The organism is Dyadobacter sp. CY323, assembly GCF_021390245.1.
GTDB lineage: Bacteria > Bacteroidota > Bacteroidia > Cytophagales > Spirosomataceae > Dyadobacter.
The window spans coordinates 87,983-112,461 of record NZ_JAJUXH010000013.1; the positions used below are offsets into that span (position 1 = coordinate 87,983).

Sequence of the window (24,479 nt, forward strand, 5' to 3'; positions counted from 1 at the left end):
ACGTTGAGATTATTGTTTGATACCGCGAACGATTACCGTCTGACCACCTTCCTTGTTGGTGGAAATGCCGCTGCCGTCCGCGCCTTTGTACTTTTCGTCCTGCCAGGTATGCGGGTGCAGGTTGACCATGAATGTTTCAGGGATTCCAACTACATCCGAAATGTCGATCATCGCCCCATACTCCCAGGTGCTCAATGAGTTATTGCCGACTGAATTGTATTTCGCATTGAAGACTGCGTCGTCGCGACGGTGGTTCATCTGCAGCATCGCCTTGCTTTCTTTGGTAGCAATGTTATACTGCCAGATAGTTCCGTCGTGGGCATTGTCGCGGTAGAACGAGTCGCCGTCTTCCTGCACATACACGTAGTTTTTGGTCACGCAGATGTTGTCCGGATTTACAATGAAATTCCCCGGATTGTCCTCCCCGTCCATGATGATTTCCAGCTTTCCTTTCAATGGATTACTTGGGTCAAAAGTCAGGTGATACACCCGGCCCCACATGTTTTTGCCGGCCACCGGTGTTACCTTATCAGCCTGGCTCACGCCTGTTGCCGTGAAATAGATCTCGCGGCCTTTTCCGTTTCCACCCTTCACATAATCGATATCTTCCACGCGGGCAAACTGGATCATTTTTTTATCCACCGTCTGGGCCTGCAGCTCGGTTCCCGTGCTCGTTTTCACATTGTCGAAAGGAATAAACTCCACATCGTGGATCTGTCCTTTCTGCATATCCGTTTCCACGCTTTCCAGGTTGGTCCGGCGCAATGCGTAAAGTTTTCCGTTATTAAGATCGCCCACTACGTCCGATACATACAGTACCAGCTGACCATTGGTGTCGTCTTCACCGATCACGATTACCGTTTTGCCCGGGAATGCGTCTTTTGGAAGCGGTACCGCATTTTCTGCATTCCATTTTCCGAATGCCGCCACCGTTCTGGTTTTGTTCTTTTTATCGGCAGCGCCAAAAGGATCGATTGCATGGGTCATAGATTCCGAGTTAGACTCACCGGCTGTCAGAAATACCGGCCCGAAACCATGTTCCTCCTTTGTGGCAAGCGTGGCAGAGCATAATCTCCACTGGCCGCCTTCTGCATCCACAATGTATTCTCCTTTAACAGGTTTCAGGTCTTTGTCAAGAAAAACGCGTGAAACGGAGAAATGGATCTCGTGGTTGTTGATCATCACAAAACCTTCGCCGTTCGGGTTTCTTACAAAAGCGCCGCCGTCCGGCTGGGCACCATAAATGAAGCCGGGAGATTGCGGAAGTACGTCGTCCGAACTGATCAGGGTCGTGATTTTGAGGTCTTCAAAACCAGGCATCGATTTAAGCAGTGAAGGATTGATGGACCTGTCGACCAGCTGGGACGAATCAACCGGGACCTGATGGTCCTTTAATGTACATCCGCCAGCGATCGCGCTGATAATGAGGGCAGATGCGGCTGCTTTTGTTATTTTGGTAAAATGCATGTTCACGGTGAGATAGTTTTTATACAAATCTAGGAGAACCCATGCTGCCGCATTTTACGGGAATATTATGCAATTGTGAAGAAAGGGTAACAGGCCGATCTGTGATCTGAAATAAGCGGGCCTAAAAACGCATTATAAACCCATTACCGAAGATCTGAATGGGATCAAACTGAAAATACGATGCATCGGTTGGATGAAGTCGATGATTTTGTGTAAGTTGGTTACAAAATAACTTTTCTGCCATGCTCCGAACCTCTATTCGCCTGATTGCTGTTTTTTTCCTCGCATTTGTCTTTCATGCCTGCAAGAAAGACGAGGTCATTTCACCTGTGGAAGAAAAAACTTTTACGATTGATCCGGAGTTCGAAAAGGAGCTTTTCAGACAGAATATCGACAATACACTTAACGGGTCAATTCGCGACTCCGAAATGAAGAAGATCGAAAGTCTGAGCCTGAGAGGCCTGGGCCGGATAAAAACGCTGAAAGGCATTGAGCATTTTGAAAACCTTAAATCACTTTCAATTTTTGATGTCAAAATCGATTCCCTGGATCTCAGCAAAAATGCAAAGCTCGAATATCTGTATTGCAGGACGATCGGGATCGAAGGAGGAACGCCTTCCCTGGTTTATCTGAATGTAAAAAACTGCAAGGCATTAAGGTATCTGGATTGCAGCTATAACCTTCTTTCAGAGCTCGATGTAACAGGTAATCCGGCACTGACCTTTCTTGCTTTTTCAGTAAATCACAATATTAAGGAGATCAATCTCAGTGCCAATGTGGCTTTGGACACTATTGAATGCAGTTTGCTGCCTAATCTTACAAAGCTGGACGTCAGCAAAAACACCCGGCTGAGCACCATAAATTCGCAGGGTTCGTCTATCCAATCACTGGATTTGAGCACGCTGGCTAATTTAAAAGCGTTGGATGTGCGGTTTTCGAGCGTTTCTGAGGTTAAGTTCAAAAACGCAGCTTTTCTGGAAGAGCTTCTTATTACAGGATCGAAGGTCACTTTCCCCGATCCCGCCATGTTCTCAAAATTAAAGATGCTCTATTTTGAATCCGGGCAATTTTCAACAAAGCTTTCACCCCTACCTGATCTTAAGACTCTGAATGTGTCCCATGTCAATGCGCCGGCAATCGACTTGTCGGGTAATAAAAACCTTGAAACCCTCACGCTTTTTGAATCAGCATTCACGGATATTAACCTGACAAATAATACCAATTTAAGGGAATTGGCATTATTTAACCTGTCCAATCTGAAGTCGCTCGATCTCAGCCGCGCTACGAACCTCACTTCATTCGGCAGTATTGAAAATAAGGATCTTAAAACCATTTGCGTAAGCAAAATCCCCGATCCACTGGGCCTGTACTGGCATAAAGACGAGTGGTCGACTTATGTGATATGCAAGTAAAAGGAACGATCGTTCAGCAGCGCTCAACCAGCTCGTTTTTCTGATAAAGATGTTCCCAGTTGAGGTAATGGCACAAACCAGCGAGCTCAGGAAAAAGGGTCTGCGCATTGAAACCCAGCATGTTGAGATGATCCATTAATTCTCTTTTTAAACCAGGGATAATGGTAAATTCCGTCACATTCACTTTCACCTCCTCATCCATTTGCATCGGGACAAAACCGCAATTCTCTTCGGAGTAAGGATGTACCGTAAACCAGCCGGACTGCGCGATGATCCGCTCATTGTTGAGTGACGGCCTGAGTACCTTCAACTCTTCAATTTCAAATGGGGAACCGAGCGACGTGGTTGCCGTTATCTCATCTTTATCAATTACCTGATCATTATAACCCCTGAAAAGGTACACAAACGAAGGTGTTTCGGAATCGTCAATGTCCCTGATGGCGAAATACAACGCTACTAACGGATTACTCGACCAATCGAGCAGCCTGGTCTTTAAACCATAATGCTGGGCAAGGATCAGTAGCTCCCATTCCTCCGAAACGGTGTTTGGCAGCAGCAGCTTTCCACGTCGTTTGAGGTCGAGCAGCATGCGTTTTTCTATGTTGGTAATGTCCTGGTGATGGTACCGGGCAATGGAAGGGACCAGCGGCGCATTGATCCGCTGGCCCCTGAAAATAAAGAAGTCGAACTCATCATTTTTTAAAGCTACAATGTCCCGGATAAACTGATCGATGGACTTGATTTCGATGGAGTTCATATTTTACCTAAGACTTTTCGACAATCATTTTCCGCTTTTCCAGAGAAAAGCTGGCCCCTTCAGCGAGAATGTGCATTTGCATCCCTTCCACAAAGATCGGCCGCATCTTTTTTGCTTCCTTGAAATTGGTTTTCTTGATATCATCCGCTTCGAGGATCATCGCCACGCCGGAGCCAATGGTGCGCATATGCTGACCACCGGTGATGACAAGCCCGGTATCTTCGCAAATGCCGATTGCGATAAACCCTGGTCTCATCAGCAGTGCTTCTGCCAGCCGGGCAAACCGGCCGCGGCTCATGAAATGCGTATCGATGATCGTTTTGGGCAGCAATGTAAATCCCTCGCTCAATTCAACAATGCCTTTCAGCAGCGACTCCGTACTCGAACCTTCCTCGATCATTGCCGCCGACATGGCCATTGCTCCTGCGCTGGTCCCGGCGATGACAAATTCTTCGTTCTGGTAACGCTCTTTCATCAGCGCTATAAACTTCGTGTCGCATATCTTGTCGATCAGCCTTTTCTGGTCGCCGCCTGTGAAAAAGACGCCGTCTACACCGGCCAGTATTTCGAGTGATTTTTTACTATCGACATTGCGGCCGGTAAGGTTCAGAATCGTCACCTGATTGCATCCGAGGTTCCCGAAGGTTTCCAAATACATCTCTCCCATTTCGTCCGGCTCGCTGGAGGCGGTCGTTATAACCGCCACCTTGGAGTCAGCACCTTTCATTTCGTTCAAAACTTCCTGTAACACGCCTTCATTCTCAAATTTGACATGCCTGGCATCGTCCGTGTTTTCCGCTTCATGGTCGCGTGCCTCTTTGCCGCCAATGGGTATGAGCTTTCCTTTTGGTAATTCCATGTTGTGTTTGCTTAATAAAGAGCTAATTGCGGTTGAGCAACAACACCCTTTTCTTCCTGCTCCTGAATTCGCTTTATATGAGATATCGCGTTTTTGATTTTGTCCGTCGTCAGCACGATCAGCTGGCCGGGGCGTGAATGCCGTATTGCATAATTGAGCGCCTGCAATTCATCCTGGATCACATTAATCTTGCAAAAGGGGTTTACAGCCTTAATGCCATGCCTTACCAGTTCAATAATTTCCTGGTGCTTCCGCCCGCGAAGGTCTTCATCCAGCCGGATAATGACTTCATCAAATATGCCGGCAACCACTTTGCCAAGCTCACGAATATCTTCATCCCTTCTGTCGCCTACCCCAGTGATAATCCCTAGCTTGCTGGTTGCCGGCACATTTCCCAGATACTGGCCTAATGCAGACATTCCGTGTGGGTTATGCGCATAATCGACCAGTAGGTCAAAATTTCTGAAATGGAAATGGTTTAGTCTCCCGGGCGTCGTTTCGTCCGAAATCTGAAAGCTGTAAAGTCCTTTCGCCAGTAAATTGATGTCTACCCCCTGCGAATACGCGGCCAGCACGGCGCCTAAAATATTCTCAATCATAAAGAGGCATTTGCCATCGAAAGTAGCCGGAATGGCCTGGGCATCAGCAACGGTAACTTTAATGCTGCCATTCACGAGCCTGATTTCTCCCTGCTCGTAAATGCAGGCCAGCCCGCCATCCCGAGTATGGGAAAGTACCCGTTCGCTGTCCGGATCCATGCTGAACAGTCCGATCTGGCATTTCACCCGCTCCCTGATCCCGTAACTTTCGTCATTGTCAGCATTCAGGATCGCAAAACCATCCGGACGTACCGATTCTGCGACGGTTGCTTTAACACGGACCATCTGCTCCACGGTATGAATGTCATTTAACCCAAGATGGTCTGCGGCGACGTTGGTCACGATCCCCACGTCGCACTGGTCAAATGCAAGTCCCGATCGCAGTAAACCTCCCCGGGCCGTTTCCAGGACCGCGACGTCCACCGTAGGATCTGTAAGGATTGTGCGTGCACTTGCAGGCCCGGTGCAGTCGCCTTCCTCAATCATCACATCATTGACATAAATGCCGTCTGTTGTCGTGTACCCGACGCACGCCCCGCCTTGCTTCATCAAATGAGCGGTAATGCGCGTGGTTGTGGTTTTCCCATTGGTGCCCGTAATGGCAATGACCGGAATGCGGCCAGCTGCCTGATTTGGAAAAAGCATTTCCGCTACATCCTCCCCTACATTCCGCGGCTTGCCCGACGAAGGATACAAATGCATCCGGAAACCCGGACTTGCATTCACCTCGATGACCGATATGCCCGACGTTTTCAGAGGCTTGGTAACATCCTGGGCGATCACATCAATTCCGCAGATATCCAGGCCGATCAGTTTCGCTACCCGTACTGCCATCAGCACAATTTCCGGATGCACATGATCCGTTACGTCATCCGAAGTCCCACCCTTGCTCAAATTGGCAGCATCCGAGACAGTTACGCTCACATCCGACGGAAGAACGGTTTGTAGCGTAAGATTTTGCCCTCCCAGATGTCCCCGCAGCATGTCGTCTACCACGATGCGCGTCAGCTTGTTTTCGTGACCGTCTCCTCTGCGCGGGTCGAGGTTTGTCTGGTTGATCAGTTCGTGGATTGTGGAAATACCATCTCCAAAAACCATGGCGGGCGTACGTTTGGCGGCTGCCCTGAATGTATCGCCGATTACCAGCAGCCGGTAGTCGTTGCCGGTTACGAATTTTTCAACAATTACATCATCCGAAAACAAAGAAGCCCAATTGTAGGCTTCGATAACCGCATGCATATCCCGCAGATCGGTCGTAACGCCTTTCCCCTGGTTCGCATCCAGTGGCTTTACCACGATCGGATATCCGATTTCGGCGATAGCCTGGAAGAGTTCTTCCTCACTGGTTACAGTAACGCCGGCAGGAACCGGCACGCCTGCCTTGCCAAGAAGCACCTTGGTGGCATTTTTATTTCCGGCAAGTGACACGGCTATATTTCCGGTGCCGTCCGTAGTGGTCGCTTCGATGCGCCGCTGCCTGCTGCCGTAACCGAGTTGGACATAGCTTTCATCGTTAAGCCTGATGGCCGGAATGTTCCGTGCTTTGCAGGCATCAACGATGGATTGTGTACTTGGCCCGAGGCGGTTCGTCTGGTAAATGCTTTTGAGCTGCTGCACCACTTCGGTTACATTAAACGGTTTTCCGGCAATCAGCGCAGAAGCCATATCCACGGCTTTCCGGGCCGCCAGCTCTCCGGCACTTTCTTCCGCATATTCAAACACAACATGATATACACCGTATGCTCCGGTTCCGCGTGTCCGGCCGAATCCACAATCCATGTCGGCCAGCGATTGCAATTCAAGAGCGATATGCTCGACGACGTGCCCCATCCATGTTCCGTCTTTGACCCTTTCAAAAAAGCCTCCGGCATGGCCTTCCGAGCAAAAATGACTCTGCAAGCTCGGCATCGCCATTTTCAATCTGTCGTAGAACCCCTCGATCCTGTTGGTTGGCATTTCTTCTAGCTCCTCAAGGTCCAACTTCATTACTACCAACCTGTTCTTGCGCACTGACCACACATTAGGGCCACGCATGCACCGGATATCAATGATTTTCATACTGTTTGTGATAAAACTCTTTTAATAGATGTGGATGATTTCACTGATTCAGAAAAAATCAGATGGAGGCCGCTATTAATTATTGTGCCAGCACATCAAGCTGCTGAATGGTGGGATATGCTACGGTAAGACGCGCCTGCTTTATATTTTTCGTAGAAAAAGTTGCGCAATAGGAAGGGCCGCGTAGAGAATAGTCGAATCGTGGCAGAGTTTTTGTGAGGAGGCGCAGATTCAATTTTGAGAGTTTCATAAAAATCGTACAGATGTTCACCATTGCAATTCACGGCGGCGCTGGCTCCCTTACCCGGGCCTCCACAAACGACCAACAGGAAGAAGAGTACAAAAAAGGGCTTCGTGACGCGCTGGAAGCAGGTTATGCTGTACTTGCCCGCGGTGGCAACGCCGTAGAAGCCGTAGAAAAGTCGGTGATGGCTTTGGAAAACAATCCGTTATTCAATGCAGGCAAAGGCTCCGTCTTTACAGCCGAGGGCACACATGAGACTGACGCAGCCATGATGTGCGGCCGCACGCTGGAAGCCGGCGCAATTGCCGGCGTGACTAATGTCCGCAATCCCATTAGTCTGGCGAGGGCGGTGATGGAGCAGTCTGAAAATGTGCTGCTGGCGGGAAATGGCGCCATGGATTTTGCAAAAGCACATGGCGTCGCATTTGAGGCAAATGAATATTTTGACACGCAGCACCGGCGCGAAGAACTTGAGAAAGCGCAGGAAAAAGAAGAAGGAAAAAACACCGGAAAAGGCACGGTAGGCGCAGTAGCGCTCGACGAGTCGGGAAACATTGCCGTGGCTACTTCTACGGGCGGCATTACCAACAAAAAATTCGGCCGCGTCGGCGACAGCCCGGTGATCGGCGGCGGTACTTATGCCGATAACCATACGTGTGCGGTTTCGTGCACGGGCGACGGGGAGTTTTTTATCCGGCTTGTGACTGCTTACGACGTTGCTTCCCTTGTCCGGTACAAAAACATTATGTTAAGCGAAGCTTGCGACACCGCCATTCAGAAACTCACGCAGCTGGGCGGTGAAGGCGGATTGATCGCATTGGATACAAAAGGCAATGTTGAGCTGAAATTCAATTGTGAGAGTATGCTCCGGGCCTGGAAAAATGATCGCGGCGAGGGAAGCATTAACGTTTGGCAAAATGAGAAATAGACTGGTTCCGTCAATGACTGACGCGACGCATTGCGCCTCAATACGGCAGGGCTGTGTCGTGGTTTTGTAAATCGGAAAGAATAATTTTCAGCGTATCGATGTGCCGCTGCATTTCATCCTTGCGCTCGAGATGATCCACCGATAGCGATGTATACCCTTTCTGAGCATAGTCGACTTCAAGTTTGCGGAGAAGGTGTTTGCGTTCTTCCATCATCCTGAGAGCCACCCAAAGTGTGGAGCTTGCTGTTTCAGCCTGCTTTACGACCAGATCGCGTTCAGTGTAAGCATGCCCGATGTGGCACCGGTAACGGCTGATGATATCCCCTTTTATTTCCCACAGGTTCCCACCACAATCAGGACAGGCAAAAACACTCTTTTCCGCAAGCTGCTCGACGGCATCTATGCCTACCGCCGTTTTTTCAGCTATCTGAGATTCAAGTACCACATCCTCCGGCGCCGACATCTCTAACTTCCCGCCAGTACCGGTGAGCTCGGTTAAAAGCCCGCCTATCGCGCCAAGCTCACTGACATAGTCCACATCCATGTTATTGATTACCGAAAGAGGCATGTCCGGGTATTCAGCCTGGTTGGGGTCCTGCACGATGGAAGTGCCGCCGCTTCTTTTGATGGCCCACATACCCGAAGTCCCATCATCCAGCATCCCACTCAATATAACCCCGATTGCGCGCGAAGTATAGGCTACCGCCGCCGAACGAAAAAGTACGTCGATAGAAGGCCTGAACCGGTTCTCATGCGGGCCTGACCCGAGCAAAATGTTACCGTCCTTCACCAGCAGGTGCTGGTTGGGAGGAGCTACATAGATATGTCCCGCCTCTATTGCGGCGCCGTTTGTGGCCATACTGCATTGCATGGAAGTGACCTTGCTCAACCGGTGTACCACAAAATCACCAATCCCTTTACGCGATAAATGCAGCACGATACAGTAAGCAGCATCGAGTCCGACCGGCAACGTCCCGACCAACTCCGCGAGGGCATTCAGCCCGCCAGCGGACGCACCGATTACGACAATAAACCTGGGTTGATTCGCCATTTTAGTTATTTAGGTATATCGTGAACTTGCTGCCAACACCCGGCTCACTTTCCACTGCGATCCTGCCACCGGCTGCATGGACTATTTTACTGGCCAGATACAGCCCGATGCCATAGCCGTCCCCATCGGTTTTCAGCCTTGTGTATTTATCAAAAATGGTATTGAGATGCCGTTTATCCATGCCCATTCCATTGTCTTCCACAGACAGTACGGTCTGATTACTTTCTGCCGTAATCCGGACAACAATGACGGGCGGCCTCTCAGACCGGTACTTGATACCGTTTGCAATGAGGTTATATAGAATGCTTCGCAGGTTTTTTTTTGAAAAAATGACTTGTTTTACCTGTATATCCCTTTTAATCACAGCTCCGCTGGATTTGATCCGCTCGGTCAGGCTCCAGTCAATGTTATCGAGAAGCTCGTCGATGTCGACCGGCTCTGTTTCCAGGGCATTGTTTTCAATTCTGGCAACTACGGCAATCTCGCCGATCAGGGAGCGGAATTTTTGGACCGAGCTGTTTATTATAGGTAAAACCGCATTAATCTCCGGGTCATTGGTATCTATGGAACTAATGAGGGAAATACTACCTTCAATGTTAGTTAACGGATCCAGCAAATCGTGGGATGCGGTATGAACGAAATTATCCAGGTCTGCATTGATGCGCATCAGGGCTTCATTTTTTTTATCAAGTTGCTGCTGGATCGTTTTAAGCTCGGTAATGTCGTTAAATGTAATGATGGCCCCTGATATTTTTTTGTTGACTTGCCTGATATAAGGCATCGTCATAACCTGGAACCATCTGCCATCCTTCGTCTCGATTTCTTTGGTGACCACCGCATCGCCGGACAGTACCGCGCTGATGTCTTCAATAATCGTTTCGACCTTGAAATTGGTAGAAATATTCCCCAAAGGCCTGCCGACATCCGTTTCGAGCAGATTAATCAGCTTAGCCGCACCAGGCGAGAACTTGATCAGACGCAGCTGGTCATCCAAAAACAGTTGCCCGTTGATATTACTCCGGAAATAATTATTAAGATCGTCGTTTAGCTCGGCAAGTTCCTTGTTTTTGAGCTGATAGTCGGAGTTGATGGTATGCAGCTCTTCATTGATCGACTGCATTTCTTCACTGGTACTTTGCATTTCCTCATTGGCAGAAAGCAGCTCTTCGTTAAAGGACTGCATATTTTCTTCCTGGGAATACAATTTCTCATTGGAAGCCATACGCTCTTCTTTCAGGTCCTTTACTTCCTGTTCCAGGCTTTGTGTATACTGATTGAAATAGATTTCTTCATTAAATACCTGTTTGCCATTCGCTGCCGTTTCGCCGTCAGTTTCCTCGTAGATGCGCACGACCAAAAATCCATTGCTGCGACCTTTGTAGATCATTGGGCTAACGGACAATGTTACACGGACGATTTCCTGACCTTGTTTGATATTGATCCCTGACACGGAAGCTCCTTTATCGTTCTGCACCACGTTGTTGATGATTGCATTGTAAGCGATTGCCAGCGGGCCCGGAAGCAGCTCGGTAAAATCGGCGGGCATGATTTTCTGAAGCAGGAACCGGGACGTATCTCCATAGAGTTTCAGTATCCTTTCATTTTGATCAATGCAGATCACCAGCTGGCCAAGGTCTTTCATCACCGTCTCATTGACAGCATCGCCAACCGTCCGGTCCGAGACTTTGTATGCCTGGTCTTTTGCATACGCTGTATCCGTTTGCTTTTTATGATAGACGTCGGGAAGAGAAAATGATTCAAACCTAACCGCGTGGTGGGTTCCCTGGTTTTTATACACTTTATATTTTTTACTGATCACTTTCAGGCTTTGCATGATCGGCATCGGGTTTTCACTCGAACCCAGGAAAAGATAACCCTGGGCCCGGAGCCCGAAAAGCAGCATCAGGTAGATTTTCTTTTGAAGCGCCGGCGTCATGTAAATCAACACATTCCGGCAACTTATAAAATGCATGTTGCAATAAGGCGGGTTTTTGACCAGGTCGTGCTGGGCGAAAATAACCATTTTGCGAAGTTCCGGCCTGACCCTGTAATTATCGCCTTCGGCTTGAAAAAACCTATCAAGGCGCTGCTGGGACACATTAGCAACGATATTGGACCTATACAACCCCTTACCAGCTTGCAGCAATGCAGCACTGTCGATATCCGTTGCAAATATCTTCACCACATGCTCGTTGATCCTGTCCCCCAGCTGTTCATTAACAAGCATCGCCATGGAATATGCTTCCTCGCCCGTGGCGCAACCGGTCACCCACATTCTTACTTCCTGCTGGGGAGCCAGTTCAGCAACGATGGCAGGTATTACCTGGCTTTCTATGAAATTAAAAGATTCCGTATCGCGGAAAAATCCCGTTACACTGATCAGAAAATCCTTCGCTAACATTTCCAGCTCTGCTGGATTAGCTTTTAAAAATTCGATGTAGCTGCTCAGTTCACCAAAATTATTGGACGCTGCCCTTCTTTTTATCCTTCTTAGAATGGTGGAATGTTTGTAATCAGAAAAATCAAGGGGCAATTCTACGTCGATCAGCTCAACGATTTCACGTACATGCTGTTCGTCGTGTATGCCTGAGGCGAGGAAATCGAGCTCCCGTTTCACATATTCCTCGATCGCAGCAGGCATCGCTTCCGGTTCCAGGATATAATCCACCATTCCGGTTGCAATTGCATTGGAGGGCATGCTGTGGAATTCGGTACCGTCCGGCTCCCTCGCAATCACCAGACCGCCCGCCTTTTTTATCGCTTTGATCCCATCAGTACCGTCTGATCCTAACCCTGAAAGCACCACCCCGATTGCCTTTGAACCGTAGTCTGCGGCCAGCGACTTGAAAAAAGTATTGATTGTAATGCGGGGACTGTGATCATCCTTTTTATCAGTCAAATACAAACTATGCCCGCGGACGGTCATCACTTTATCATTGGGGATGGTATAAACCTGGTTACCCTTAATGGACATTCCATCCTCCGCCTGCTGCACAATAAGCTTGCTGTGCCTGGAAAGCAGCGCTACCATATGGCTTTGGAATTCTGCAGATAAATGCTGGACGATCACATAAGAAACGCCGTCACATGGGGTGTGATCAAAGAAAGTATTGAGGTCGTCCAGCCCGCCGGCCGAGGCGCCTATTGCTATGATATGGTGCGGTTCCGCTGTAAACATAATATTTCATCAATAGGTGAATAGTCGGCAGGTTGGCATTTATTGCTACCTGCTTAATTGAACTGAGAAAGAGAGAGTTTAATGCGTAGATCCCGAATTTGCCCGGCAATCTGGTGAAGTGCTGCTTTTTTAGATTAAAAGTATGCCAAGACACCGTCAAATGATAACGGTCACCGTATACTCATGAAATTTTCTGAAGAAATTTCATGGTAACAAAGGAGATTTCCTGGATCCCCATTGCTTTACCGCAAGGAAAGAGATCCAGGATTTTTCAGAAATAAGTCGCAAATATTACTACCTGATCTTATAGCCTGCCAATTTGACCACGTCAAAAGCTGCTTTTTTCAAAATCATGTCAAACGATTTGTCCACCGTCTCGGGGCGGAATTTGAGACTGACGGGTGATTCCTTAAACAATACGGAATACCATACAAGCCCACCCAGAAAACAACCTGCTTCATTGGCGTGGTTGGAATCAAATGCAAGCTTCTTGTTATTGTCCCACCTGTATCCGGCGTGAAGAGAGTAGGTTTGATCCGGTAATGCAGGGTATTCCGCATTTTCAAAATTAAAATTTGTGTCCGGCTTGTAAGCTGTTTTGGGGTACTGATTTATACGCCAGAAGGCGTCACCAACCGGCAGGATGTCAATGCCCAGTTGTTTGGCAATGGTATGATAGGCAGCCCTGGATTTCTCCCACATTTCTTTGGCACTTGCAGCAAATTGATTATCTGCAATCTGGGTAAACTTTTTGGAATCGGTGCGATATGCCCAGGTTTGATGTATGACAATGCGGGCCTCGGGAAGGATGGACTTAATGAGATCGAAAAGCTTTTTTGCATAAGGCGAATAGGTGGTTACATCTCCCGAATTCATCGAATTTTGCTGGATCGTCACCACCTCCCAGTTCCCGGCAGACAAAAGCTGCCGCAATGATTTCCCATTATAGGCTTTTCCTTTCGGATCCTCCGGGTTCTTTTCTGCTGCTTCGGCTATTTCCCAATGCCGCTGCAAAGAGCATCCGCCGAGTTCAGCGCGGCCAATTTTTAACGGATGACCACCTTCCGCAGCAAGCTGAGGGAGATACCTGGTCGCGTTTTGCGAAAAGCTGTTACCAATCAGAAAAAGCCGGAGCGTATCAGCCTGATTTCGGCCAGCCGACGCTGCGTCCGTAATGAACACCGTAAAAAGTACTATCAGGACAATTGAACCGGCTTGTTTGTTAAGGAATTTCACGAGGGTAAAGGTTGATTTAGATCGATAAAAGAGCGTGACCTCTCCTACTTACCCTATTTTCTGCCTTTTCGCGCAGGCATTTTTTGATACCGGCCTTGCGAAGTGGATTGTATGTATGCCCCTGGAATCGACCCGCGAACGGCCGACCAGTTTAAAGCCCAAGTGCATGATTGTCCCAAATCCCCCCTTCATTTGTTCGAAATGGCTTCACAGATTGGTGTCACGTTGACCTATTTTTGCAATAGTTCAACGTGTGTTTATATATACAAAAACGATATGAGAAAGATAATCGCAGGAATCAATATGACACTTGACGGGTTTTGCGACCACACCGCAATCAGCCCGGATGGTGAGGTTCACGAACATTACAGTGAAATGCTCAAAAACGCAGGCGTTGCCTTGTATGGAAGGATTACCTATCAGCTCATGGAGTATTGGAAACCCCTGGTGACCAGCCCGAGCGGCGACGAGTCGTCCGATGACTTTGCAGTAGCGATTGACCGCATTCCAAAAGTTGTATTTTCCCACACGCTGGAAAATATGGACTGGGAAAGTGCCAGGCTGGCGGATCGAAGCCTCGGGGAAGAAGTTCAGGCGCTCAGGCAATTACCCGGAAAAGACATTCTAGTTTGCAGCCGGAGTATAATCATCGAATTAATCAATCTAGGCCTCATTGACGAACTCCAGATCATGGTCCACCCTGTCATTGCAGGAAGCGGCCTGTCATTGTTCGAAATGATAAGCGATAAAGTTTTTTTGAAGCTCGTTAATACGAAAACCTTTGGTTCCGGCGCGATAACGCTGTATTATGAGCTTAAAGAAAATAACGCCTGATACCTTTTGCTCACACTTTGCTTCTCATACTTCTCACGATTGCTATGACCATCCCCACGAAAGTGACCAAATAAACAATCCCCAAACCTACCTTTTTGAATCTAAAGGTTTCAAAATCAAACTCCTTATAGAGCGCAACGCCTACAACAACCGCCAGCATGGTAAAGACTACCGGCAAACCTTTTTGTTCATTCTTCATATTTTTGGGGTAATTTTTATGAACACCGCAAGAAAAGTCTATATAAGAGAGAAGTTTAAAAATCCTACTTCACGTCAGTAAAGGGACAGGTGGCAACAAAAATGCCGCTCCTTATCAGGAAACGGCATTTTTGTTGAGATACGAGAAAGATGAACAACTGCATACATTAAGGATGCCCGCTGCCACCTGCGGCGCCGTAGATCTGTCCGGTTGAAAAGCTGGCGCTGTCGTCGGCGAGTTGCACGTAGATCGATGCCAGCTCGGCCGGCTGCCCGGGCCTTCCCAGGGGTGTGGCTTCCCCAAATTTCACGATCTTATCCTGTGGCTGCCCCCCGCTAACCTGCAATGGCGTCCATACCGGACCGGGCGCTACACCATTTACACGGATGCCTTTCGGCCCCAGTTGCTTGGCCAGCGACTTTACAAAAGCAACATTCGCAGCCTTGGTCTGTGCATAATCAAACAAATTTTCCGACGGATCATAAGCCTGAACCGAAGAAGTGGCGATAATCACTGACCCTGCGGGAAGGTGCGGCAATGCAGCCTTCGTAATCCAGAATGGCGCGTAAATATTGGTTTTGATGGTAGTGTCAAACCCTTCCGAGGTAAGTTCGAGCAGCGATTCCACCGCCTGCTGGTGCCCGGCGTTGTTGACCAAAATATCCAGACCGCCTAGTTTTTGCACAGCCTGGTCGACCAGCTCCCGGCAAAAGGTTTCCTGCCTTATGTCACCTGGAATTCCAAATCCCTTCCTGCCTTCGGCTTCAATCAATGCGATTACCTCGTCCGCATCTGATTGTTCATCAGGCAAATAATTGATCACAACATCGGCCCCCTCGCGGGCATAGGCAATGGCGGCCGCGCGTCCGATCCCCGAATCACCTCCGGTTATTAAGGCTTTTCTTCCGCTCAACCGCCCCGATCCTTTGTAGGATTTCTCGCCGTGATCAGGCTGCGGCTCCATTTTTGAGGCTAGTCCCGGCACTTGCTGCGGCTGTTTGTTAAATGGCGGTTTGGGATATTTGTCGATCGGATTTTGAAGCGTCGTGTTATTTGTTTCAGACATGTCGATGAAGTTTTAATGATGAATGGCGAACCCTGTTTTCAAAATTTGGTTCCAGACCCATACCTTAATAAAACTCTGCCAATCATTGGTCCTTATTCTCGATTTTACGGATTATCGAATAAATATCAGTTCTTCTGTCTTTCAGATTCCGGACACTTCCAAATTGGTTCAATTCCCTTAACATATCAATATCCACGTCGGCAATCAAAATCATTTCTGTATTCGGGGTTGCTTCCGCTTTTATCCCATTCGTAGGAAAAGAAAAATCGCAGGGCGTAAAAACCATGGACTGGGCATATTGAATGTCCATATTGTGGACCTTCGGCAAGTTGCCGACACTGCCAGCGATTGCAACATAACATTCATTTTCAATCGCTCTCGCCTGCGCACAGTTTCTTACCCGTGAATAGCCATTTTGAGTGTCGGTCAAAAAAGGTACAAACAGAATATTCATTCCTTCATCGGCCAGAATCCGGCTCAACTCAGGGAATTCGACATCATAGCAAATCAGGATGCCTATTTTTCCGCAGTCGGTATTAAATGTTTTTAGGGTGTCGCCACCCTGCATACCCCAAACCTTTGCTTCATCCGGCGTTACATGCAGCTTTTCGAAACGTTCGATCCCGCCGTCCCTTTTGCATAAATAACCTACATTATAGAGACTGTTATCAACGACTTCGGGCATACTTCCGGTAATGATGTTGATGTTGTAGGAAATGGCAAGCTCAGAAAAACGGCTGACAATTTTATCTGTATATTCGGCCAGCTTCCTGATTGCGTCCGGTTCTGCGAGATGGTTATAATCCGACATTAACGGTGCATTGAAGAACTCGGGAAACAAGGCAAAATCACACCTGTAACCCGATACCGCATCCACAAAATATTCAACCTGCTGCATCAGTTCATCAAAGTCATTATACAACCGCATTTGCCATTGTATCAAACCTAATCTGATAATCGACTTTTTAAAGGCAGCCTGATCTGAAATTTTCTCATAGTAAACGTTATCCCATTCCAATAGCACGGCATATTCGTTCGAGTCTTTATCCCCTTCCAGATAGCCTTGCAGAATTCGGGCTGGGTGAAAGTCGTTTGACAATTGAAAGTTCAAAACCGGGTCGTGAATATCCTTGTTCCGCACCTTTTCAATGTACTCTTTTGGAGACATCGAATCGGAATATTGATGGAAATTAGGGATCCGGCCACCAAATACAATTCCTTTCAGATTCAATTTCTCACAAAGCTCTTTCCGGTAATCGTACAAACGCCTTCCCAGTCGCAGGCCGCGGAACTTGGGACGAATAAATACGTCGATACCGTACAAAATATCTCCTTCGTTTGTGTGGGTCTTGAAAGTATAATTTCCCGTTATTTCTCTGTAGGTGTGCTTAGAATCAACTTTATCATAGTCAACAATAATCGATAATGCGCAGCCTGCCAGCTCACCATCTACTCGGATCCCCACCTGCCCCTCGTGGAAAATATTGATCAGGGTCTTGATGTGATGCTCCTTCCAATAGGCATTCGGCATACTGGAATAAGTCTCAATCATCATTTCCTTGATCTCCTGGTAATCTCCCGGTTTTAGAAAAACCAGCTCAATATTCTCAATTGATTTACTGTCTTTGTTTGTTTCCATAGTATTTTACTCCGTCTTACCCACCTTCACCAGGGTAATGCCGGTCATTATTTTAATTGTAGTCGGTTGATTTAAACTGTTTTACTTGTGATTGCATTGAAGGAACAAACATGGAACGCCAACTTTTTGGCATCCTCAAAATGATACGTGCGACCAAAATTGCGCACTACAAGTAAGGTAACAAAGAAACCGGCCGGAAGATTTCGTAATTCACGCCGGAATCGGATCGTCAGGCGCATATTAAGCTCATTAATTTGATCACTTTGTCAAAGCGCATGAGTTTCACGATTAAGGATTTTGGAAAGCCATGGTACGAAATTTATAGCGGCGTACCGCGGCTCAAAACAACGTTATAAGCCAATGTTTCATCAATCAAATTAAAAAACATGAAAAAGGTAATCACCAGTGTAGTTGCCCTGTTCCTGCTTGGACAAGGAGCACTTTATGCACAGTCAGCTAATAGCCAGGCAACAGCTAAAACTAAAACTCCCCAGGAACAAAGCGGTGAAGGAGGCAAAAACACTACTCAAAAATCCAAAAGAAGTAGTTCAAAAGAAGCGAGCTCTCAGGCCACTGCCGGCATTCCGCCTACGCACCTTGATCCCAAGAATTCCGTCCCTTTAAAGAGTAACCCGCAAAACGACGGTGTGAATGCGAGTCAAAGAAAAGCCAGCCAAAAAAGCCCGCGAAGCTCTAAAAAGAGTGATGCTCTGCCAGGTTCGACAAGTGGACGTTCCGGCCAGCAAGCGAAGCCGCAAAGTGCGCAACCTTAATTTATAAAAGAAGGGTTGCCGGCAAGCAACCCTTCTTTTAAATCAGCTTATCCGGCGTGATCGGCAGCTCGCGAATTCTCTTGCCTGTCGCATTGAAAACTGCATTCGCGATCGCGGGCGCGACGCCAATGATCGCGATCTCTCCCAAACCCTTACTACCCACCGGATCAGCCAGCAGATCAGGTTTATTTACAAAATAGACATCGATTTCTGGCACATCTGCATGGACAGGGACGTGGTAGTCGGCCAAATCTTTTGTAATGTAGCGGCCAAACCGGTGATCCATCATCGCATCTTCTGTTAGTGCCATTCCGATGCCACCGGTCGCGCCGCCGATCATCTGGCTTGCGGCAGTTTTTGGACTTACGATCGTACCCGCATCCGCGCAGCAAACGATTTTTTTCACCCGCACCTGACCCGTAAACGGATGTACATGAACCATCGCAAAATGCATAGAGAATGCATTCATCGAGTATTTATTGCGGTTCTCGTCGGGCTTGGACTCGTTCGTGGTTTCTATTTTATCAATGTTATTTTGTTTTAATAAATCACCAAGCGTCAGTTTTGCCGACTTTCCGCCGAGCTGGATTTCGGTTTTATCAAACATAAGATCATCCGGCTTCGCAGAAGTAAAAGCAGCATTGCCTTTGCCCGCAGCCATGGTAATGAGCTGTTCTTTTAAGGCATTGCACGCAGCCAGCACCGCAGGCCCCACGCTGTTCACCGTCGACGATCCGCCCTGTAATCCCGCATTTGGAAACGTTGAATTTCCGAGATGAAAAGTTATTTTCTCAGTAGGAAGTCCGGTCGTGTTCGAGGCGATCTGCACCATCGCTGTTCCTGTTCCCGGACCAATGTCCGTGATGGCGCAATGCATTACCAGGTTACCATCGCTGTCCAGCTCCGCGTGCACGGTCGCCGCATTTCTGTTAGCGCCAAAAGTCCCGGTTCCCATTCCATACCCCACCAGCCATTCTCCATCACGCAGGGAACCGGGCTTCAATTTTCTGTTTTCCCAGCCTATCCGCTTTTTGCCTTCCTCGTAACATTCCCGCATGTATTTGGTCGACCATGGCATATTTTTATCCGGGTCCGATTCGGTATAGTTTGCCAGCCTGAAATCAATCGGGTCCATGCCGATCTCATGCGCTACTTCGTCCATGGCGGATTCCAATGCAAAAGCGCCCGTCGCCTCGCCCGGCCCGCGCATCCAGATCGGGGTGGCCAGATTAAGCGGGAGAATCCTGTAACGCGTACTCACATTAGGCGATGCGTACATCATCCGCGTTTGCTGCAATGTGGATTCGGTGAATTCTTCGTAGCTGGAAGTCTGTCCAACAGAATGATGATTAATCGCCACCAGCTTTCCATCTTTTGTCGCGCCAACCTGAATTTTTTGCCACGTTCTTGGCCGGTAACCGACCATGGTAAACATTTGCTCGCGGGTCAAAACCAACTTTACTGGTCGTTTGACCTGCTTGGCGGCAATGATCGCTGCGGTTTCGTGCGGCCAGTTGTGCAGTCCGTTACCAAATGCACCTCCTACGAAAGTGGCAATGCATTTTACATTTTCTTCGGGCAAATTCCATTCTTTGGCAAAGTTCTTCTGGGTCATTTTCGTACCCTGGACTTTGTCGTAAACAGTCAACTTATCGTCGGCTTCCCAATGCGCGGTGATCGACTGCAATTCCATGGGGTTATGCACTTCGGTTGGCAGCACATATTCGGCTTCAAACTTGACAGGCGCACTTTCAAAGGCATTCTTCTCGCCGCGGTCGTAATCTGCGGTGGGCGATTTTGGGTTCTTTTTGCCCGAAGCTGGCAGCACCGCTTTTGCTGCATTTGCTTCCAGATCGGTCATGTGCTGTTCTTTATTATATTGGATTTTCACCAATGTTGCAGCGTGACGCGCCTTTTCAAAACTGGTCGCCACCACCGCCACAATAGGCTGATCGTTGGATACAATTTTATTATCAAAAAAAACACGGAGCGGCTGGCCTTGCGTTGATGGCTCAGATGGGTGCTTGCCCTTGGGCTGGTAACCCGGCACTTTGATTGCATTTACATATGATATCACCGCCAGCACATCGGGCGCACGCTCAGCAGCTTTGGAATCAATGCTTTTAATCGTTCCTTTTGCAATCCTGCTGCCAATCAGCACGGCATAAGCCATATTAGGCAATGCATATTCCGCGGAGTATTTGGCTGCGCCCGTCACTTTCAAGCGACCGTCCACCCTATCGAGCGGTTTGTAATCTTTTTTATCAAAAAATGCTTCGTTCATAATCTTTTCAATTCAGGGTTAAGGAGTTACACCAGGCCAGCTGCGTTTTTCAATGCTTCCACAATCACATTCGGGCCAAGTTTCAGTTTGAATGCATTGTATTTAAATGCCTTCGCACCTTGCATTGCAATTTTCGCCGCCTGCCTGAAAGTCTCCTCCGTAGCCGGTTTTCCCGCCAATGCTTGTTCCGCTTCTTTTAATCGCCACGGCTTGTGTGCCACGCCGCCCATTGCCAGCCTCGCCTCCTTGATCACCTTCCCATCCATATGCAAAGCCGCCGCCACCGACACCAGTGCGAATGCATAGGAAGCACGGTCGCGCACTTTCATATAATGTGCATTTTTGTTAAATGCATTGTCCGGGATTTCCACCGAAATGATCATTTCATTGTTTTGAAGTGTGTTATCTTTTTCTGGCTGATTGCCGGGAAGCCGGTGAAATTCTTCGAAAGGAATCCGTCTCTCGCCTTTTGGCCCGGCTACCACTACACTCGCATCCAATGCGACCAATGCAATGCACATATCGCTCGGGTGCACGGCGATACACTTGTCGCTCGTGCCAAAAATGGCGTGCATTCTGTTCAACCCTTGCAATGCGCCGCAGCCTGAGCCCGGTTCGCGTTTGTTGCAAGGCAATGCAGTATCGTAAAAATAAGGACAACGCGTCCGCTGCATCATGTTCCCGCCCACGGTCGCCATATTCCTGATCTGCGCGGACGCGCCTGCATTCAATGCCTGGGAAAGCAGCGGATGTTTTTCAATGATCAGCTTATTATCGGCGACTGCACTGTTTAGCGCCAGTGCACCGATGCTGGTTTTGCCATTTTGCTGCTGAATGTCTTTAAGCGGGACCATATTAATGTCCACCAGTTTGGTTGGCGCGGTAACGTTCCGTTTCATCAAATCCACGAGGTTGGTGCCCCCGGCGATGAATCTTGCATTGCTGTTGTTTGCCAAACCGCTTATTGCCGCTTTCGCAGTTGTAACACGCTCGTATTGAAATTGTATCATGATTTCTGCCCCCCGTTTTTAACTTCTTGAATCGCCTTCACAATGTTGGGATATGCACCGCAGCGGCAAATGTTCCCGCTCATAAACTCCCGGATATCCGCCTCATTGCTGGCATGACCTTCATTAATGCAGGCCACCGCTGACATAATTTGTCCGGGCGTGCAGTAACCGCATTGGAAACCGTCGTGTTTGATAAAAGCCTGCTGCATCGGATGCAGCTCCTCTCCTTTTGCCAAACCTTCAATGGTCGTAACTTCCTGTCCTTCATGCATAACCGCCAGGCTGAGGCACGAAAGTACGCGCTGACCATTCACATGCACGGTGCAGGCTCCGCACTGACCATAATCACATCCTTTTTTGGTTCCGGTCAAATCCAGCTGCTCGCGTAATGTGTCCAAAAGCGTTGAACGCGGCTCTACATTAAGCTGCTTCTTGACGCCATTGACCGTCACATTGACGGGTGTAGTTTCAAACGCCGCGCTGATTTTTTCTCCAAGATTATGCTCCGCAGCTTTGGCAACGGCAACAGGGGCGACAGCTATTGCAGTCAGAATAGAAGACTTTTTGAGAAAATCTCTTCGCGATTCGCTGCCTTCCCGCTCAGGTTCATATTTTGATTTGCTTTTGTCCATGGTGATAAGTGTAATTGTGCGGTTGTTCTATAAAAATCAATCCAGGGCCTGACCGATCAGCGTTTGATTGAAATGGACATCGATTGTCCCGAAGTTTATATGTTCTTCACAACTTTTGCAGGAACGCCTGCTACGACGGTATTAGGCGGCACATCGCGGCTGACCACCGCACCGGCTGCGACGATTGCATTTTCTCCAACACTCACTCCCGGAAGTATCGTTGCTCCCGCCCCGATCCAGGCATTTCGCTTGATAACGACCGGTTGCAGAAGAAGCGTAGTCCGGTCGGCAGGGTCTATCGGATGGTTTTCGGAAGTAATGTTGACCCGCGGCCCGATTTGTACGTTGTCTTCAATCGTGATCCCGCCAATATCCAGAAATGAGCAAGCATGATTGATAAAAACGTCTTTGCCCAAACTAATGAACCGGCCGAAATTGGTGTAAAACGGAGGGAATATGGTTGTCGAATCGTCAATTTCAGTTCCAATAATTTCGCTCAGCTTCTTCCTCACCTGATCCAGATCCAATGCCGACGCATTCATTTCCACACATAGCCGGATCGTCCGGGAAACCACCTCTCCAAACTTTCCATATTCGGCATCTTCTTTCCGGATCGGCTCACCCGCCCGCATTCTTTCGAAGATATCTTTGTCTGTGTTCATTTTTTTGATTCCAATTCAAAAGTCACCGTCACATTACCCGTGCCAACCGCTGCATCAAGTCCAGCCGTGTCATCAATGCGCCCAAGTCTGGTGTATGAATACTGTGTGGGGAAGCTTTTATAAAAAAGCACCAGCACGTTGGAGCCGTAAAGCATCAGGTCGCCATTCCGGATGTTTCCGGGGTTTGAAGCGTTTGCCGGAAGGTTTGACGGGAAGTTATAAAGCTTCTCATTTCCGTTCAGTTCACTCATACTGACTGTCAGCGGGAGCTTTGCTTTGAATGCGGTTGCGGTCGGACTATCCAGGAGGGTCGCGGTAAAGGTTTTTGAACCAATCGTGATCCTTAACCGGCTGGTTGAGTCAGCAGGAAGCGTGCCGGTTTCTTCCAGTTCCTCTTCTGAACTTGCCTCGGAAATGTTGTCGTCTGTTTTACAAGCCATGATGCCGAGTAAAAATAGGCTGAGCGCCCATGCCAGCCATTGTTGTTTTGTTATGAATGTTTTTTGGAATGCGTTTTTCATCATTTCAGTTTTTTAAAAATTTCCAGCATTGTCTCCTGATCAAGTGAATGCATATCTACCAGCTTCAAGGATTTCACCATTTTAAGCGTAGTCGTTTTGTAATGCTGGAAGTGCTGGGTTTTTAAATGGGATTGGTAAGCAGCGCTATCGGCATATATCTCAACAATCCGGATCTGCGTCGGCTGGTCCTTCGCATTCATCGGAAAAATCGCGATCACGCCGGGTTCCTTTTCGATAGACGCGGACGACTCTTCTTTCAGGATAGCATTATACTCATTCAGAAATTCCGGAACGATTTCGATTTCAGAGATCCGCACCATCATATCCTGTTCAATGACAGGAGTAACGGGTTTTAAAATGGCTTTTCTTAATGTATTTGCCTGGGTTCTGTTTATAAACTTTTCAATCAGCTCCGCTACATCAGCTAGTTCATTTTCAGTAATGCCAATGTTGGTCCCCATTTTCACGTGAGATTGCAATTGTGACTCAACGCCTGTCATAGATGCCAATGCAGAAATGGTTACCAGCTCCCGTTGCTGCATGGTCAGCACGTTGCTTTCAAAAATATCGGCGAACAGGTGTTCCTTCAAAAATGCGTCAATCCTTGGAGCAAATTCTCCGAAACCTGGTGCTGGTTTAGTCTGCGGTGTTTTGGTGAGTTGTTCCAAAACTTTTCGCCCCTGCTCGTATTTGTCCGTTGCGTTCTTATTGGCAATGGCTGGCTTCCGCTGCTTATCCTTGATGCCATTCGCCTTCCTCTTTTCAACCACATTCATCAGCGTACCGATTGCGTTCAGACTTCTGGGAAAACCTGCATAAGCATAAAGCTGGACTAGTATTTCTTTGGTCTCTTCAATGGTTAACCCGGCATCAAGACCTGCATTAAGCTGCAAAGGCAAGTTTTGCATATCGCCGGTTGCTGTTAGTGCTGCAATGGTCGCAATGCTTTGCTGCTGAGGAGTTAACGTCCATTTATGGTCTGTATCAGGCTGTGCATTCATACCGTTCATTTTCAACATAAGCATCAGAAGCAATATCCAAACCTGCATTTTATTTCGGCCCATGTTGAT

20 protein-coding genes are annotated in these 24,479 nt (G+C 48.1%); 4 read left to right on the forward strand and 16 right to left on the reverse strand.

The window, feature by feature from the left end:
- Positions 1-9 precede the first annotated feature (9 nt).
- Complete coding sequence (locus tag LZG72_RS19055; RefSeq protein WP_233876056.1) at positions 10-1,467, reverse strand: hypothetical protein; 1,458 nt, start codon at positions 1,465-1,467, stop codon at positions 10-12.
- A 242-nt stretch (positions 1,468-1,709) separates the two neighbouring features.
- On the opposite strand from LZG72_RS19055, the gene LZG72_RS19060 reads away from it, so the two are divergent.
- Positions 1,710-2,879, forward strand: a complete 1,170-nt coding sequence (locus LZG72_RS19060) for a hypothetical protein (RefSeq protein ID WP_233876058.1) — start codon at positions 1,710-1,712, stop codon at positions 2,877-2,879.
- A gap of 13 nt (positions 2,880-2,892) precedes the next feature.
- Here the strand turns inward: LZG72_RS19060 and LZG72_RS19065 are convergent, their stop codons facing one another.
- From LZG72_RS19065 to cphA, 3 genes are read right to left on the reverse strand one after another with little or no spacing between them, the layout of a single operon-like run.
- Positions 2,893-3,636 carry an FRG domain-containing protein gene (locus LZG72_RS19065; RefSeq protein ID WP_233876060.1) on the reverse strand — a complete coding sequence of 248 codons (744 nt, stop codon included), beginning with the start codon at positions 3,634-3,636 and terminating at the stop codon, positions 2,893-2,895.
- Between the two features lie 7 nt (positions 3,637-3,643).
- Positions 3,644-4,495: a cyanophycinase gene (locus LZG72_RS19070; protein ID WP_233876062.1), complete on the reverse strand. Its 852-nt coding sequence runs from the start codon at positions 4,493-4,495 to the stop codon at positions 3,644-3,646.
- Positions 4,496-4,506: 11 nt separating this feature from the next.
- A complete protein-coding gene (gene cphA, locus LZG72_RS19075; RefSeq protein WP_233876064.1) occupies positions 4,507-7,152 on the reverse strand; it encodes a cyanophycin synthetase in 2,646 nt (881 codons plus the stop codon).
- A gap of 263 nt (positions 7,153-7,415) precedes the next feature.
- Between cphA and LZG72_RS19080 the strand changes: the two genes are divergently transcribed.
- Positions 7,416-8,324 (forward strand): isoaspartyl peptidase/L-asparaginase family protein, encoded by a 909-nt coding sequence (locus LZG72_RS19080; RefSeq protein WP_233876066.1) that lies wholly within the window; start codon positions 7,416-7,418, stop codon positions 8,322-8,324.
- Between the two features lie 37 nt (positions 8,325-8,361).
- On the opposite strand, the gene LZG72_RS19085 is transcribed toward LZG72_RS19080, so the two are convergent.
- From LZG72_RS19085 to LZG72_RS19095, 3 genes are all read right to left on the reverse strand, one after another.
- Entirely contained in the window at positions 8,362-9,375 is a 1,014-nt protein-coding gene (locus LZG72_RS19085) for a chemotaxis protein CheB (RefSeq protein WP_233876068.1), read from the reverse strand.
- Between the two features lies 1 nt (position 9,376).
- Positions 9,377-12,553 (reverse strand): chemotaxis protein CheB, encoded by a 3,177-nt coding sequence (locus LZG72_RS19090; protein ID WP_233876070.1) that lies wholly within the window; start codon positions 12,551-12,553, stop codon positions 9,377-9,379.
- A 294-nt stretch (positions 12,554-12,847) separates the two neighbouring features.
- Entirely contained in the window at positions 12,848-13,789 is a 942-nt protein-coding gene (locus LZG72_RS19095; RefSeq protein WP_233876072.1) for a DUF4886 domain-containing protein, read from the reverse strand.
- A 276-nt stretch (positions 13,790-14,065) separates the two neighbouring features.
- Between LZG72_RS19095 and LZG72_RS19100 the strand changes: the two genes are divergently transcribed.
- A complete protein-coding gene (locus LZG72_RS19100; protein ID WP_233876074.1) occupies positions 14,066-14,623 on the forward strand; it encodes a dihydrofolate reductase family protein in 558 nt (185 codons plus the stop codon).
- 10 nt (positions 14,624-14,633) lie between these two features.
- On the opposite strand, the gene LZG72_RS19105 is transcribed toward LZG72_RS19100, so the two are convergent.
- The 3 genes from LZG72_RS19105 to LZG72_RS19115 form a co-directional block, all read right to left on the reverse strand.
- On the reverse strand, positions 14,634-14,822 hold the full coding sequence (locus tag LZG72_RS19105; protein ID WP_233876076.1) for a hypothetical protein: 189 nt from the start codon (positions 14,820-14,822) through the stop codon (positions 14,634-14,636).
- A gap of 166 nt (positions 14,823-14,988) precedes the next feature.
- Complete coding sequence (locus LZG72_RS19110; RefSeq protein ID WP_233876078.1) at positions 14,989-15,888, reverse strand: SDR family oxidoreductase; 900 nt, start codon at positions 15,886-15,888, stop codon at positions 14,989-14,991.
- Between the two features lie 82 nt (positions 15,889-15,970).
- Positions 15,971-17,527: a carbon-nitrogen hydrolase family protein gene (locus tag LZG72_RS19115; RefSeq protein WP_233876080.1), complete on the reverse strand. Its 1,557-nt coding sequence runs from the start codon at positions 17,525-17,527 to the stop codon at positions 15,971-15,973.
- 386 nt (positions 17,528-17,913) lie between these two features.
- Between LZG72_RS19115 and LZG72_RS19120 the strand changes: the two genes are divergently transcribed.
- Entirely contained in the window at positions 17,914-18,300 is a 387-nt protein-coding gene (locus LZG72_RS19120) for a hypothetical protein (RefSeq protein WP_233876082.1), read from the forward strand.
- A gap of 37 nt (positions 18,301-18,337) precedes the next feature.
- Here the strand turns inward: LZG72_RS19120 and LZG72_RS19125 are convergent, their stop codons facing one another.
- The 6 genes from LZG72_RS19125 to LZG72_RS19150 form a co-directional block, all read right to left on the reverse strand.
- Positions 18,338-20,584 (reverse strand): xanthine dehydrogenase family protein molybdopterin-binding subunit, encoded by a 2,247-nt coding sequence (locus tag LZG72_RS19125; RefSeq protein ID WP_233876084.1) that lies wholly within the window; start codon positions 20,582-20,584, stop codon positions 18,338-18,340.
- Positions 20,585-20,610: 26 nt separating this feature from the next.
- Entirely contained in the window at positions 20,611-21,594 is a 984-nt protein-coding gene (locus tag LZG72_RS19130; protein WP_233876086.1) for a xanthine dehydrogenase family protein subunit M, read from the reverse strand.
- Positions 21,591-22,226 carry a (2Fe-2S)-binding protein gene (locus tag LZG72_RS19135; RefSeq protein ID WP_233876087.1) on the reverse strand — a complete coding sequence of 212 codons (636 nt, stop codon included), beginning with the start codon at positions 22,224-22,226 and terminating at the stop codon, positions 21,591-21,593. Before LZG72_RS19135 ends, LZG72_RS19130 begins: the two co-directional genes overlap by 4 nt.
- Positions 22,227-22,321: 95 nt before the next feature.
- Entirely contained in the window at positions 22,322-22,888 is a 567-nt protein-coding gene (locus LZG72_RS19140) for a sugar O-acetyltransferase (RefSeq protein WP_233876089.1), read from the reverse strand.
- A complete protein-coding gene (locus tag LZG72_RS19145) occupies positions 22,885-23,409 on the reverse strand; it encodes a cyclophilin-like fold protein (RefSeq protein WP_233876091.1) in 525 nt (174 codons plus the stop codon). The genes LZG72_RS19140 and LZG72_RS19145 overlap by 4 nt, the downstream gene beginning before the upstream one ends.
- A complete protein-coding gene (locus LZG72_RS19150) occupies positions 23,409-24,473 on the reverse strand; it encodes a carboxymuconolactone decarboxylase family protein (RefSeq protein WP_233876093.1) in 1,065 nt (354 codons plus the stop codon). Before LZG72_RS19150 ends, LZG72_RS19145 begins: the two co-directional genes overlap by 1 nt.
- Positions 24,474-24,479 lie beyond the last annotated feature (6 nt).